Below are 13,154 nucleotides of genomic sequence, written 5' to 3' on the forward strand. Positions count from 1 at the left end.
GGCGGTGCCCGCGGCCCGCCGACGACGACGCCGCCGACGCGGTGGAGGCATCGGCTTCCTCGGTCTGTGCTGCTGCCTCCTGCCGCTGGCCCTGGCCGCACTCATCGGCTACCTCGTGTGGTCGCGGCGCAAGGGGCAGGACCCCAGGACGGCGATCAGTGGCCTCGGGTCCTCCTTCGGCGGGTCCTCCTTCGGCGGGACCTCCTCGCCGGGATCGCAGCCAGCCCCGCCCCCGCCGCCGGGTGGGACGACCACCGCGTCCGGCGACGCGACGCCGCCGGGTGGTCAGGCGCCACCGCCCCCTTCGTCCGGGCGTCCGGCACCTCCGCCGCCTCCCCGGGCGTCCGACCCGGACACCCCACCGCGGGAGGACTGAGCACTCTCCTGCGCGACTCAGTCGCCCGCTCGCGCGGCCTCGACGATGTCGGTGGCCAAGGACTCGGCTTGCTCGTCATCGAGGTCGTGCACCGTCAGGCGCAGGTGGCGTGACGGCTCCTCCGTGTCCGTCAGGCGGAAGTCGTCACCGGTGCGCACCAGCCAGCCCCGGCGGGTCAGCCGCTCGGCGACGTCCCGGGCGGCCACCGGCAGGGCCACCCACAGGCTCATCCCGTCGCCGGCCTGCGTCGGCAGCCCCCGTTCGGTGAGCAGCGCGGCGAAGGCGGCGTTGCGCTCGGCGTAGTGGGTGCCGGCCCGGTCGATGCGCGCCAGCGCGTCCTCGTCCGTCATGACCGAGTGCGTGATGCGCTGCAGCAGGTGGCTCACCCACGTCGTGCCGGGACTCAGCCGCAACTCGAGCCGCTCGGCCGTGTGGGCGTCACAGGCCGTCACGGCGAGGCACATGTCCGGACCTGCGAACTTCGAGACCGACCGCACCAGGGCCCAGCGCTCGTGGTCCGGACCGATGATGGAGTGGAAGGGCTGCCGCGACAGGTAGGAGAAGTAGTCGTCCTGCACCACGAGGACGTAGGGGTGCTCCGCCATCACCTCCCGCAGGGCCTCGGCGCGGCGGGCGCTCAGTGACGCGCCCGTCGGGTTCTGCGCCCGAGGGGTGCAGACGACGGCGCGCACGCCCTGGTCGAGGGCGTGGCGCAGTCCCTCGACCGTCATGCCCTCGGCGTCGACGGGGACGGGGACGGCGTGGTACCCGCCGAGCTGGGCCAGGTGGATGCTGGCCAGGAAGCAGGGGTCCTCGAGGGCGACCGTGTCGTCACGCATGAGCGCCTGTGCCAGCAGGCGCTCCACGGCGTCGACGGCGCCGCTGGTCAGGGTGATGTGCAGATCGTCCTCGTCGACCGGTACGTCCGGGGCCATCCAGCCCCGGGCCCAGGCGAGCAGGTCACGGTCGATCGTGGGCTCGCCATAGAGGACGTGCCGCCCGGCGGCGGCGGCGAGAGCCGGCCCGAGGTCGGGGATGAGCGCCGGGTCGGGATTGCCGGTGCCGACGTCGCGCAGCGATCCGGCGGAGGCGAAGCCCTCCTGGGGCACCCGCGCACGCCGGGCGACCCGGGTGCCGGCGCGGCCCTGCGAGACGACGACTCCCGAGCGGGCCAGCGCGCGGTAGGCGGCCACGGCCGTGTTGCGGTTGACCCCGAGCTGCTCGGCCAGGGCCCGCACCGGAGGGAGGACCTCCCCGGGTGCCAGTCGGCCGCGCTCGACGAGGCCGCGCACGCTGTCGGCGATCTCGGCGGCCGTGCCCCCCGTGATCAGTGCTGCGTCGGTACCCACGTCCCGGAGTCTAGGTGCACCGGCGCGGCCCGTGGACGACGGTCACGGCTTTGGCCTGTGCCGTGCTACTTTCTGGCCTAGATCAAAAATTGGCCTGCCCCCGGCGGGCCACGGGAGATGGAGTGGACCATGACCAGTGACACGACCGAGGTCGGGACCGCGCGCGTCAAGCGCGGGATGGCCGAGATGCTCAAGGGCGGCGTCATCATGGACGTCGTCACGCCGGAGCAGGCGAAGATCGCCGAGGACGCCGGCGCCGTGGCCGTCATGGCCCTCGAGCGCGTCCCGGCCGACATCCGTGCGCAGGGCGGCGTCTCGCGGATGAGTGACCCGGACATGATCGACGGCATCATCGAGGCCGTCTCGATCCCCGTCATGGCCAAGGCGCGGATCGGTCACTTCGTCGAGGCCCAGGTGCTGCAGTCGCTCGGCGTCGACTACATCGACGAGTCCGAGGTGCTCACCCCGGCCGACTATGCCAACCACATCGACAAGTGGGCCTTCACCGTCCCCTTCGTCTGCGGCGCGACGAACCTCGGTGAGGCGCTGCGCCGGATCACCGAGGGTGCGGGCATGATCCGCAGCAAGGGCGAGGCCGGGACCGGTGACGTCTCGAACGCGACCACCCACATGCGCTCCATCCGGCAGGAGATCCGTCGTCTGCAGAACCTCGCGGAGGACGAGCTGTACGTGGCCGCCAAGGAGCTGCAGGCCCCCTTCGAGCTGGTCAAGGAGGTGGCGACGAAGGGGAAGCTGCCCGTCGTCCTCTTCACCGCCGGCGGCATCGCCACCCCGGCCGACGCCGCGATGATGATGCAGCTCGGCGCCGAGGGGGTCTTCGTCGGCTCCGGCATCTTCAAGTCCGGCAACCCCGCCGAGCGTGCCGAGGCGATCGTCAAGGCGACGACCTTCTACGACGACCCGGACATGCTCGCCAAGGTCTCGCGCGGCCTCGGTGAGGCCATGGTCGGCATCAACGTCGACGACATCCCGCAGCCGCACCGGCTCGCCGAGCGCGGCTGGTAAGGCAGCCGACTCGGGCGGTGCCGGCGTCCTCGCGCCCGACGCGGCGGACCAGGGGGCATCGCCGGCCAGAAGGCGGGACCACGCGTGGGAGATCGCGCGCGTCCTGGCCACCGACGCACCGATCAGGTGCTCCGATCTCTGGTGCAGGGACGAGCGGGAGCCACGAGGCACCGACGCCGGGGGGCGGCATACGCTGACGCGGTGAACCCCCTGCGCATCGGTGTCCTCGCCCTCCAAGGCGATGTCCGCGAGCACCGCAGAGCCCTCGAGTCGCTCGGCGCCCAGGTCCTGCCGGTGCGCCGCCCCGAGGAGCTGGAGACGGTCTCCGGGCTCGTCCTGCCCGGCGGCGAGTCGACGACCATCGACAAGCTCGCCCGCACCTTCGGGCTGCGTGACCCCCTTCGCCGGCGGATCGCGGAGGGGATGCCGGTCTACGGCAGCTGCGCGGGGATGATCCTGCTCGCCGACCGCATCGTCGACGGCGGGCCGGGGCAGCAGTCCCTCGGCGGGATGGATATCACGGTGCGGCGCAACGCCTTCGGCCGTCAGGTGCACTCCTACGAGACCGACCTGGAGGTACGCGGCCTCGACGGGGGACCGGTGCGCGCGGTCTTCATCCGGGCGCCGTGGGTGGAGGAGCACGGCCCCCGGGTGGAGGTGCTCGCCACCGTGACGACGAAGGGGGAGGAGCGCCCCGTCGTCGTGCGTCAGGGTCCCTTGCTCGCGACGAGCTTCCATCCCGAGGTGACCGGTGACCACCGGGTGCACGCGTGCTTCGTCGACATGGTGAGGGCAGGGCCGCTCGTGGCGGGCGACTAGGGTGGTCTGCTGACAACCCGCATCCGGCAGACCGAGGAGGCCTACGTGGCCGGCCACTCCAAGTGGGCAACCACCAAGCACAAGAAGGCGGCGATCGACGCCAAGCGCGGCAAGCTCTTCGCCAAGCTCATCAAGTACATCGAGGTGGCCGCCCGCACCGGCGGCGCGGACCCGGCCGGCAACCCGACCCTCTACGACGCCATCCAGAAGGCGAAGAAGAACTCCGTCCCGAACGACAACATCGACCGGGCCGTCAAGCGCGGCTCCGGTGCCGAGGCCGGCGGCGCGAACTGGGAGGCGATCACCTACGAGGGCTACGCGCCCGGCGGTGTCGCCCTGCTCATCGAGTGCCTGACGGACAACAAGAACCGCGCCGCCATGGAGGTGCGGACCGCCCTGAGCAAGAACGGCGGCAACCTCGCCGACCCGGGCTCGGTCAGCTACCTCTTCAACCGCCGCGGCGTGGTCATGGTCCCCAAGGCGGAGAAGAGCGACGAGGAACTGCTGGACATCATCCTCGAGGCCGGGGGTGAGGAGATCAACGACTTCGGTGACTCCTGGCAGATCGTCTCCGAGGCGACCAACTTCGTCGACGTGCGCACCGCGCTGCAGGAGGCCGGGGTCGACTACGACTCCGCCGAGGCCTCCTTCCTGCCGAGCGTCCGGGTGCCGCTCGACGCGGAGGGCGCGAAGAAGATGATGCGCGTCGTCGAGGCGCTCGAGGACTGCGACGACGTCCAGGACGTCTTCGACAACAGCGACATCCCGGACGAGGTGCTCGCGGAGCTCGACTCCCAGGAGTGACCGGCGTGTCGGTGGCCCGCAGCAGGCGGCCGGACGTAGTGTTCTTAGAACACGTGTTCTACAGGTGATCGGCCGATGTGAGGAGGGATGCACGTGCGCGTGCTCGGCGTGGATCCCGGACTGACCCGGTGCGGTATCGGTGTCGTCGAGGGTGAGGCCCGTGCCCTGCGCATGGTGGCCGTCGGCGTCGTGCGGACCTCCGCCGACCGCATCACCGGTGACCGGCTCGCCTACCTGCAGGACCAGCTGGACGTGTGGCTGGACCGATTCGAGCCGGACGCGATCGCGCTCGAGCGGGTGTACGCCGCCGAGCACGTGCCGACCGTGATGACCACGGCCCAGGTCAGTGGCCTGGTCCACCTCGCCGGTGCCCGCCGCGGCCTGACCGTCACCCAGCACACCCCGACCGAGGTCAAGGCGGCCGTCACCGGCAGCGGTCGGGCCGACAAGGCGCAGGTGACGACCATGGTCACGCGCGTGCTCTCGCTCGGTGAGGCGCCGAAGCCGGCCGATGCCGCGGACGCCCTGGCGCTGGCCATCTGCCACCAGTGGCGCGGGCTGGGTCAGCAGCGTCGGGACATGGCGGCGGCCAGCGAGCGGGCCCGACTGCGTTCGGTGGTCGGTCGATGATCGCCTCGGTGCGTGGCACGGCCCGACACGTGGGCCTGGACAAGCTCGTCGTCGACGTGCACGGGGTCGGCCTCCTCGTGCACACCCCACCCCGCGTGGCCGCCGCGGCCCGCACCGGCAGCGAGGTCGACCTGGCGACGACGATGATCGTGCGAGAGGACTCGATGACCCTCTACGGCTTCGACGCCGCCGCCGACCGGGACACCTTCGAGGTGGCCCAGACGGTCAGCGGGGTCGGGCCGCGCGTCGCCCTCGCGATCGTCTCGGTGCTCACCCCGGAGGAGCTGGCGGCCGCGGTCGCCCACGACGACCTGGCCACTCTCACCAAGGTGCCCGGCATCGGCAAGAAGAGCGCCGAGCGGATCGCGCTCGAGCTGCGCGACAAGCTGCCCGGCACCACCGAACCGGCCGGCGCCCCCTCCCCGGCGATGCCGTCGGTCCCCGCCTGGCGCGACCAGGTCACCGAGGCGCTCGTCGGGCTCGGCTACACGGCCAAGCAGTCCGAGGCGGCCGTCGAGGCGGTCGCCGTCGAGACCACCGGCGAGGGGGACACCTCGGCCGCGCTGCGATCCGCACTGCAGGTGCTCGCCCGATGAGCGGCTTCAGCTCCGAGATGCGGGTCGCCGAGGACGATCCCGGCGAGGGGGACGGCTCCTACGACGCCACCGCGCGCATCGTCGACGCCGGCGCCACCGAGGACGAGGATCGCGTCGAGGCGGCGCTGCGGCCCCGTCGGCTCAGCGAGTTCCCCGGACAACCCAAGGTCCGCGACCAGCTCGGCCTCGTCATGGAGGCGGCCCGGCGAAGGGGGTCCGCCCCGGACCACGTGCTCCTCTCCGGGCCACCGGGGCTGGGCAAGACGACCCTGGCGATGATCGTCGCGGCCGAGCTGGAGCAGCCGATCCGGGTCACCTCCGGCCCGGCGATCCAGCACGCCGGCGACCTGGCCTCCGTGCTGTCCTCGCTGGCCGAGGGGGAGGTGCTCTTCCTCGACGAGATCCACCGGATGTCCCGGGCGGCCGAGGAGATGCTGTACCTGGCGATGGAGGACTTCCGCGTCGACGTGGTCGTCGGCAAGGGGCCGGGGGCGACCGCGATCCCGCTCGAGCTGCCCCCCTTCACCGTCGTCGGGGCCACGACACGGGCCGGGCTGCTGCCGGCGCCGCTGCGGGACCGCTTCGGCTTCACCGGGCACCTCGACTTCTACGCCGACGCGGACCTGGAGCAGATCCTGTGGCGCAGCGCGGGCCTGCTGCAGATCGAGGCCGAGCGTGACGGCCTCGCCGAGATCGCCCGCCGCTCGCGTGGCACGCCGCGGATCTCCAACCGGCTGCTGCGCCGGGTGAGGGACTGGGCCCAGGTGTACGGCGAGAACCGTGTCGACCTGCACGCCGCCCACGAGGCGCTGGCCCTCTTCGACGTCGACGAGATGGGACTGGACCGGCTGGACCGGGCCGTGCTCGAGGCGCTGTGCCGCCGATTCGGCGGCGGGCCGGTGGGGCTGTCCACCCTCGCCGTCGCCGTGGGTGAGGAGAACGACACCGTCGAGACGGTCGCCGAGCCCTACCTCGTCCGGCAGGGATACATCGTGCGCAGCCCACGCGGGCGGATGGCCGCCCCCTTCGCCTGGGAGCACCTGGGCCTCACGCCGCCGCAGACCGAGCAGGCGACGCTGCCGCTGCCCGAGGACCCGGGCGGCGGTCGACTCGGGTGAGCGCTCCACGGAACGCCGGCGGTGCGTCGCTCGTTGGAGAGGCATGCACACTGACCTAGACTGACCCACTGGCCCGGAGTTCGGGCCCCTTGTGCCGCCGCATCCCTCGGATGCGCCTCGAACCAGGAAGTCCCTCCTCATGAACGACGGCTCGCCGATCGCCAGCCTGCTTCTCCTCCTCCTGCCGCTGTTGCTCATCGGATTCATGCTGTGGTCCGCCCGGCGCCGGCAGAAGTCGATGGCACAGTTCACCGCGTCGCTCCAGGAGGGGGACGAGGTGTTCCTGACCTCCGGGATCCGTGGCCGGATCGTGCGGCTCGACGAGCAGCTGGCGCGTCTCGAGGTGGCCGAGGGCGTCGTGCTGACCGTGGACCGTCGGGCGGTCGGCATGAGCGCCGCCGGGCACTCCGGCCCCGGGGACACCGTCGACGAGACCACCGAGCGGGCCTGACGTGGAGTCCCGACGCACCAAGGACGTCGCCCGCAAGGACAACGCGAAGCGCACCCTGCTCTGGCTGCTCGCCTTCCTCCTCGTCCTGGTGGGCAGCCTCGGCTACGGCGTGATGCAGAAGGACGCCACCTGGACGCCCCGCCTGGGACTGGACCTCGAGGGCGGGACCCAGATCATCCTCGAGCCGCGCAGCGAGACCGGGCAGGTCAGCCAGGAGGAGCTGGCACAGGCCCGCGACATCATCGTCCAGCGCATCGACTCCCAGGGCACCACCGGAGCCGAGGTGACGACGCAGGGCGACTCCAACATCGTCATCGCCATGCCCGGCACCCCGACCAAGGAGCAGGAGGAGGCGATCGCCGCCTCCTCGCAGATGCAGTTCCGGCCGGTGCTTGCCAGCGCCGCCGGGAAGCAGCCGCAGTCCAACCCCGGGAAGTCCGGGAAGTCGGGCTCCCAGGACGGCACGTCCGGCTCCCAGGACAAGACGTCGAAGCGCAGCTCCGACGCGGACTCCGCCTCCCGTGACCAGGCCCGCCCCGCCGAGACGAGCGCGACCAGTCCCGGCCCGAAGGGGGAGGACGAGGAGCCGAAGCCGGCCAAGTCCTCCGACTCGCAGTCCGACTCCAAGAAGTCCTCGAAGAAGTCCCAGCAGCCCAAGCCCCCGGGTGGGCAGTCGGGCTGGCAGCCGACCGGCAAGCCGAAGAACGCCATGGACCCGAACAACGTGTCGGAGAAGCTGTGGCAGGAGTTCCAGGACCTGGACTGCAAGAAGGGCGTCGAGGAGGACCGCGCCCAGCCCGACGAGGCGATCATCGCCTGCTCCAAGGACGGGGCGATGAAGTACATCCTCGGCCCGACGGTCGTCAACGGGACCGAGATCGACGACGCGACCGCCGGGTACGCCGTCGGCCCGCAGGGCCAGCAGACGAACAACCCGGAGATCCAGCTCTCGCTGACCAGCGAGGGCCGCGAGGACTACAAGAACATCTCCGAGAAGATGGTCGGGGCCCAGAGCCTGAGCCCCGCGGGCGCCAATCCGCCGGCCTCGTACAACGCCCTGGCGGTCACCCTGGATTCCCAGGTCCTCATGGCACCGGGCTTCAACGAGGTCATCCCCAACGGCAAGGCGAGCATCAGCGGCTTCCAGATCGATGAGGCCCGCAGCCTGGCGAAGTCGCTGAAGTTCGGCGCACTGCCGCTCTCCTTCGATCTGCAGAGCCGTCAGGAGATCAGCCCGACGCTCGGCTCGGCGCAGCTGGAGTACGGCATCATCGCCGGCGCCATCGGCCTGTTCCTCGTCTTCATCTACTCGATCTTCCAGTACCGGGTGCTCGCGTCGGTGACGATGGGCTCGATGATCGTGGCCTTCGGCATGACATACCTGGCCATCGCCCTGTTGTCGTGGGGGTACAACTATCGCCTCGACATGGCGGGCGTGACCGGTCTGATCATCGCCATCGGTGTCACGGCGGACAGCTTCATCGTCTACTTCGAACGGATCAGGGACGCGCTGCGTGAGGGCCGCAACGTGCGCGCTGCCGTCGAGGCCGGCTGGGCCCGCGCCAAGCGCACCATCCTCGTCGCCGACGGGGTCAACCTCATCGCGGCGGTCGTGCTCTACGTGCTGGCGAGCTCCAGCGTGCGTGGCTTCGCCTTCACCCTCGGGCTGACCACGCTGATCGACCTGGCGGTCTTCTGGCTCTTCACCCACCCGGTCCTGACGGTCCTGGCCAGGAGCCGCTTCTTCTCCTCGCAGCACCCGTGGTCCGGCTTCGACGTGGGTGACCCGAGCGAGGCCACGATCCGGTACCGGGGTCGGGGGAGCGTGGACTTCTCGCCAGGCGTCCGCCCGGCGGAAGGGGGCACGCGATGAGCCGCATGACAGATTTCGGCAACGGGCTCTACACCGGCGCGAAGTCCTTCGACTTCGTCGGCAAGTCCAAGCTCTGGTACGTCATCTCCGCGGTGATCATGGTCATCGCCGCACTCGGACTGGTGGTCCAGGGGCTCAACCTCAGCCTCGAGTTCACCGGAGGCTCCGAGTTCAAGGTCGCGACCAGCCAGAGCGTTCCGGGCAACTTCGAGTCCAGGGCGACCGGAGCGGTCCGCGAGGTCGCCGGGGCCGGTGCGTCGGCGAACGTGACCTCGCTGGGCGACTCGACGGTGCGCGTGCAGACCGAGGAGCTGAGCTCCAACGAGTCCCGCGCGGTCTCCCAGGAGCTCGCCAAGACCTTCGACGTGCAGACCAACAAGGTCAGCTCGAACTTCATCGGCCCCTCGTGGGGTGCCTCGGTGACGAAGCAGGCCCTGCGGGCGCTCGTGATCTTCCTGCTCTTCACCGGACTGGTGATGGCGGCGTACTACCGCAACTGGAAGATGGCCGTCGCCTCGCTCGTCGCGCTGGCGCACGACATGCTCATCACCGTCGGGATCTACACCTGGAGCGGATTCGAGGTCTCGCCGGCGACGATGATCGGCTTCCTCACCGTCCTGGGGTACTCCCTCTACGACACGGTCGTCGTCTTCGACCACGTCAAGGAGAACACCCAGGCCGCCTTCACCAACCGCCGCAGCACCTATGGCGACGCGGCGAACCTCGCCGTGAACCAGACCCTGGTGCGGTCGATCAACACGACGGTCATCGCCGTGCTGCCGATCATCGCCGTCCTGGTCATCGGCTTCGCCAAGCTCGGTCCCGGCACCCTGCTCGACCTCTCGCTCGCGCTCTTCATCGGCATGACGATCGGTGCGGTCTCCTCGGTCTTCATCGCGACCCCGCTCCTGGTCGATCTGCGGCGCAAGGACGCCGACGTCGTCGCCCTGGACAAGGCGGCCAGCAAGCACGCGACCCGCACGGCCGCGGCCGAGCCGGCGCCCGTCGCCGCCGGCGTGGGAGCGAAGGGCGCCGCCCCCACCTCCGCCACCGAGCCGGCCGGTACCACCGGCGGGGGCACGCCCCCTTCGCACGGATCCACGACGGGGCCACCCTCGGGGGACGACGCGCAGACGGTGACCGGCCGCAAGGTGCACAAGTACGCACAGGGTGGTCCGCGGAACCAGCCGAAGCGGACTCCCCGCAAGCAGCGCGGCCGATGAGCGCCACGGTGGCGGCCGGGCTGGCCGAGCGCATCCTCGGCGCGGTCCGGGAGATCCCCGACTTCCCCGAGCCGGGGGTCTCCTTCAAGGACATCACGCCGCTGCTGGGCGACGGGCCGCTCTTCGGCGAGGTGATCACCGCGCACGCCGAGCCGTGGTCCGGGCGGGTCGATCTCGTCGCCGGGCTCGAGGCGCGAGGGTTCATCTTCGGCGCGGCGGTGGCGCGCCAGCTGGGCGTCGGTTTCCTCCCGGTGCGCAAGGCCGGGAAGCTGCCGGGGGAGACGGTCGGCGTGGACTACGAGCTGGAGTACGGCACCGCGCGGGTGGAGATCCCCGCCGGGGCCCTGCGCCCCGGGACCCGGGTGCTCGTCGTCGACGACGTGCTCGCGACGGGCGGCACCGCCGCGGCAGCCTGCCGCCTGCTGCAGGAGGTCGGCGCCGAGGTCACCGGGGTCGAGATCCTCGTGGAGATCGAGGCCCTGCGGGGCCGGGAAGCGGTGGCCTCCACCATCAGGAGCCTCGTCACGGTTTAGGCTCACACCATGAGTGAGCGCAGTGCATCCGGCGGGGGATTCTCCCCCCGGTCGCTCGCGCGTGCCTCCCTGGCCCGTCTCGGTGCCGGGCGCGGGCCGACGCCGGGAGTCCTGGAGCCGCTCCTGGCCATCGTGCGGCAGAACCACCCCAAGGCCGACACGAGCATGGTCGAGCGCGCCTACGCGGTCGCGGAGGAGTGCCACCGCGGGCAGCAGCGCAAGAGCGGCGACCCGTACATCACCCACCCGCTCGCCGTCGCGACGATCCTCGCCGAGCTCGGCATGACTCCGGTGACGCTGTCGGCGGCGCTACTGCACGACACCGTGGAGGACACCTCCTACAGCCTCGACGACCTCGAGGAGGAGTTCGGCGCGGAGGTCGCCAAGCTCGTCGACGGGGTGACCAAGCTCGACAAGTTCACCTACGGGGACAGCGCGCAGGCCGAGACCGTCCGGAAGATGATCGTGGCGATGGCCCGCGACATCCGGGTGCTCGTCATCAAGCTCGCCGACCGGCTGCACAACGCCCGCACGTGGCGCTACGTCTCCGTCTCCTCGGCGCAGCGCAAGGCCCGCGAGACCCTCGAGATCTACGCCCCCCTCGCGCACCGGCTGGGCATGAACACCATCAAGTGGGAGCTGGAGGACCTCTCCTTCGCCACGCTGTACCCGAAGGTCTACGAGGAGATCGTCCGGCTCGTCGCCGAGCGCGCGCCCGCCCGCGAGGAGTACCTGGCGACCGTCAAGGCCCAGGTGGTGCTCGACCTGCGGCAGGCCAGGATCAAGGCCACCGTCACCGGCCGGCCCAAGCACTACTACTCCGTCTACCAGAAGATGATCGTCGGGGGCCGGGAGTTCGGCGACATCTACGACCTCGTCGCGATCCGGGTGCTCGTGGACACCGTGCGCGACTGCTACGCGGCCCTGGGCGCCCTGCACGCGCGGTGGAACCCGCTGCCGGGGCGGTTCAAGGACTACATCTCGCTGCCGAAGTTCAACATGTACCAGTCGCTGCACACGACGGTCATCGGGCCGCAGGGAAAGCCGGTCGAGATCCAGATCCGCACCCACCAGATGCACCGGCGTGCCGAGTACGGCGTGGCCGCGCACTGGAAGTACAAGGAGCGCAGCACCCCGGAGGGTGGTCAGGTCGACGACGGCCAGGCGGGGGAGATGGCCTGGCTGCGGCAGTTGCTGGACTGGCAGCGGGAGACGAGCGACCCGAGCGAGTTCCTGGACTCGCTGCGCTACGAGATCAACTCCAAGGAGGTCTACGCCTTCACGCCCACAGGGCAGGTGATCTCGCTGCCGTCGGGGTCGACCCCGGTCGACTTCGCCTATGCCGTGCACACCGAGGTCGGTCACAAGTGCATCGGTGCCCGGGTCAACGGGCGCCTCGTCGCGCTGGACTCGCCGCTCGAGAACGGTGACGCCGTCGAGATCCTCACCTCCAAGGCCGAGGACGCCGGGCCGTCGCGCGACTGGCTGAAGTTCGTGCGCTCCGCCCGGGCACGCAACAAGATCAAGCACTGGTTCTCGCGGGAGCGGCGCGAGGAGATGGCCGAGGTCGGCAAGGAGGCCATCGCCAAGGTCGTGCGCAAGCAGAACATGCCGCTGCACCGCATCGTCACCGTGGAGAGCCTCACCGCCGTCGCGAGCGAGCTGCGTCGCCAGGGCGTCGACGGCCTCTACGCGGCCGTGGGGGAGGGGCAGGTCTCTGCCCAGCACGTCGTGGAACGTCTCCTCGCCGCGGCCGGCGGGAAGGACGGCGCGACGGAGGACCTCGCCGAGGCGACGCTGCCGGGGCCCGTCGAGCGGCGGCGCCGCGGCGGGGACCCGGGCGTGGTCGTCAAGGGCATGGACGACGTCTGGGTCAAGCTCGCCCGCTGCTGCACCCCGGTGCCCGGCGACGACATCATGGGCTTCATCACCCGCGGTGAGGGGGTCTCGGTCCACCGCACGGACTGCCCGAATGCGGAGTCACTGCGCAAGGAGTCCGAGCGGATCATCGACGTCGAGTGGGCGCCGAGCAGTTCCAGCCTCTTCCTCGTCCAGATCCAGGTCGAGTCCCTGGACCGCTCCGGCCTGCTCTCCGAGGTCACCCGGGTGCTCTCCGAGTCCGGTGTGAACATCCTCTCCGCGGCGGTGCACACCTCACGTGATCGGGTGGCCGTGCTGCGGTTCAGCTTCGAGATGGGCGATCCCACCCACCTGGCCCACGTGATCCAGCAGGTGAAGAAGATCGACTCGGTCTTCGACGCCTACCGCCTCACCGGCGGCACGGCCAAGCACCAGTAGCCCGACTCCCGGGTGCGAGGAGCCCGAGGCTCGCCTGCTCCGCAGACTCGCACCTCGG

The 13,154-nt window shown here is 70.9% G+C and carries 12 protein-coding genes and 1 pseudogene; 12 read left to right on the top strand and 1 reads right to left on the bottom strand.

Annotation, left to right across the window (positions count from 1 at the left end):
- Positions 1 to 376, top strand: a pseudogene (locus JCO01S_RS16025) (hypothetical protein); the annotation flags it as partial.
- Positions 377 to 393: 17 nt separating this feature from the next.
- On the opposite strand, the gene JCO01S_RS12030 reads toward JCO01S_RS16025, so the two are convergent.
- Complete coding sequence (locus JCO01S_RS12030) at positions 394 to 1,725, bottom strand: aminotransferase class I/II-fold pyridoxal phosphate-dependent enzyme (RefSeq protein WP_068255912.1); 1,332 nt, start codon at positions 1,723 to 1,725, stop codon at positions 394 to 396.
- Between the two features lie 129 nt (positions 1,726 to 1,854).
- On the opposite strand from JCO01S_RS12030, the gene pdxS reads away from it, so the two are divergent.
- The 11 genes from pdxS to JCO01S_RS12085 all read left to right on the top strand — a co-directional run bounded on the left by pdxS (position 1,855) and on the right by JCO01S_RS12085 (position 13,096).
- Positions 1,855 to 2,751 carry a pyridoxal 5'-phosphate synthase lyase subunit PdxS gene (pdxS, locus tag JCO01S_RS12035; RefSeq protein ID WP_218002272.1) on the top strand — a complete coding sequence of 299 codons (897 nt, stop codon included), beginning with the start codon at positions 1,855 to 1,857 and terminating at the stop codon, positions 2,749 to 2,751.
- 201 nt (positions 2,752 to 2,952) lie between these two features.
- Entirely contained in the window at positions 2,953 to 3,570 is a 618-nt protein-coding gene (gene pdxT / locus JCO01S_RS12040) for a pyridoxal 5'-phosphate synthase glutaminase subunit PdxT (protein ID WP_068255924.1), read from the top strand.
- Between the two features lie 45 nt (positions 3,571 to 3,615).
- Entirely contained in the window at positions 3,616 to 4,374 is a 759-nt protein-coding gene (locus JCO01S_RS12045) for a YebC/PmpR family DNA-binding transcriptional regulator (protein WP_068255927.1), read from the top strand.
- A gap of 87 nt (positions 4,375 to 4,461) precedes the next feature.
- Entirely contained in the window at positions 4,462 to 5,004 is a 543-nt protein-coding gene (ruvC, locus tag JCO01S_RS12050; protein ID WP_439645699.1) for a crossover junction endodeoxyribonuclease RuvC, read from the top strand.
- On the top strand, positions 5,001 to 5,600 hold the full coding sequence (gene ruvA, locus JCO01S_RS12055; protein WP_068255929.1) for a Holliday junction branch migration protein RuvA: 600 nt from the start codon (positions 5,001 to 5,003) through the stop codon (positions 5,598 to 5,600). The genes ruvC and ruvA overlap by 4 nt, the downstream gene beginning before the upstream one ends.
- On the top strand, positions 5,597 to 6,718 hold the full coding sequence (gene ruvB / locus JCO01S_RS12060; protein WP_068255936.1) for a Holliday junction branch migration DNA helicase RuvB: 1,122 nt from the start codon (positions 5,597 to 5,599) through the stop codon (positions 6,716 to 6,718). Before ruvA ends, ruvB begins: the two co-directional genes overlap by 4 nt.
- 139 nt (positions 6,719 to 6,857) lie before the next feature.
- Positions 6,858 to 7,169, top strand: a complete 312-nt coding sequence (gene yajC / locus JCO01S_RS12065; RefSeq protein ID WP_068255941.1) for a preprotein translocase subunit YajC — start codon at positions 6,858 to 6,860, stop codon at positions 7,167 to 7,169.
- Position 7,170: 1 nt separating this feature from the next.
- The gene (secD, locus tag JCO01S_RS12070) at positions 7,171 to 9,042 is read left to right on the top strand and encodes a protein translocase subunit SecD (RefSeq protein WP_068255952.1); all 1,872 of its coding nucleotides are present in this window, start codon (positions 7,171 to 7,173) and stop codon (positions 9,040 to 9,042) included.
- Complete coding sequence (gene secF, locus JCO01S_RS12075; RefSeq protein WP_068255962.1) at positions 9,039 to 10,265, top strand: protein translocase subunit SecF; 1,227 nt, start codon at positions 9,039 to 9,041, stop codon at positions 10,263 to 10,265. Before secD ends, secF begins: the two co-directional genes overlap by 4 nt.
- Positions 10,262 to 10,798, top strand: coding sequence for an adenine phosphoribosyltransferase (locus JCO01S_RS12080; RefSeq protein WP_068255964.1), 537 nt, complete (start codon positions 10,262 to 10,264; stop codon positions 10,796 to 10,798). Before secF ends, JCO01S_RS12080 begins: the two co-directional genes overlap by 4 nt.
- A 9-nt stretch (positions 10,799 to 10,807) precedes the next feature.
- Complete coding sequence (locus JCO01S_RS12085) at positions 10,808 to 13,096, top strand: RelA/SpoT family protein (RefSeq protein WP_068255968.1); 2,289 nt, start codon at positions 10,808 to 10,810, stop codon at positions 13,094 to 13,096.
- Positions 13,097 to 13,154: the final 58 nt, after the last annotated feature.

It is taken from the genome of Janibacter corallicola NBRC 107790, from assembly GCF_001570965.1.
Classification (GTDB): Bacteria; Actinomycetota; Actinomycetes; order Actinomycetales; family Dermatophilaceae; genus Janibacter; species Janibacter corallicola.

Bases quoted from the DNA above. Each gene is read 5' to 3' on its own strand.
- secF (WP_068255962.1), top strand. From the start codon at position 9,039: ATGAGCCGCATGACAGATTTCGGCAACGGGCTCTACACCGGCGCGAAG.
- JCO01S_RS12080 (WP_068255964.1), top strand. From the start codon at position 10,262: ATGAGCGCCACGGTGGCGGCCGGGCTGGCCGAGCGCATCCTCGGCGCG.
- pdxS (WP_218002272.1), top strand. From the start codon at position 1,855: ATGACCAGTGACACGACCGAGGTCGGGACCGCGCGCGTCAAGCGCGGG.
- ruvA (WP_068255929.1), top strand. From the start codon at position 5,001: ATGATCGCCTCGGTGCGTGGCACGGCCCGACACGTGGGCCTGGACAAG.
- ruvB (WP_068255936.1), top strand. From the start codon at position 5,597: ATGAGCGGCTTCAGCTCCGAGATGCGGGTCGCCGAGGACGATCCCGGC.
- ruvC (WP_439645699.1), top strand. From the start codon at position 4,462: ATGCACGTGCGCGTGCTCGGCGTGGATCCCGGACTGACCCGGTGCGGT.
- yajC (WP_068255941.1), top strand. From the start codon at position 6,858: ATGAACGACGGCTCGCCGATCGCCAGCCTGCTTCTCCTCCTCCTGCCG.
- JCO01S_RS12085 (WP_068255968.1), top strand. From the start codon at position 10,808: ATGAGTGAGCGCAGTGCATCCGGCGGGGGATTCTCCCCCCGGTCGCTC.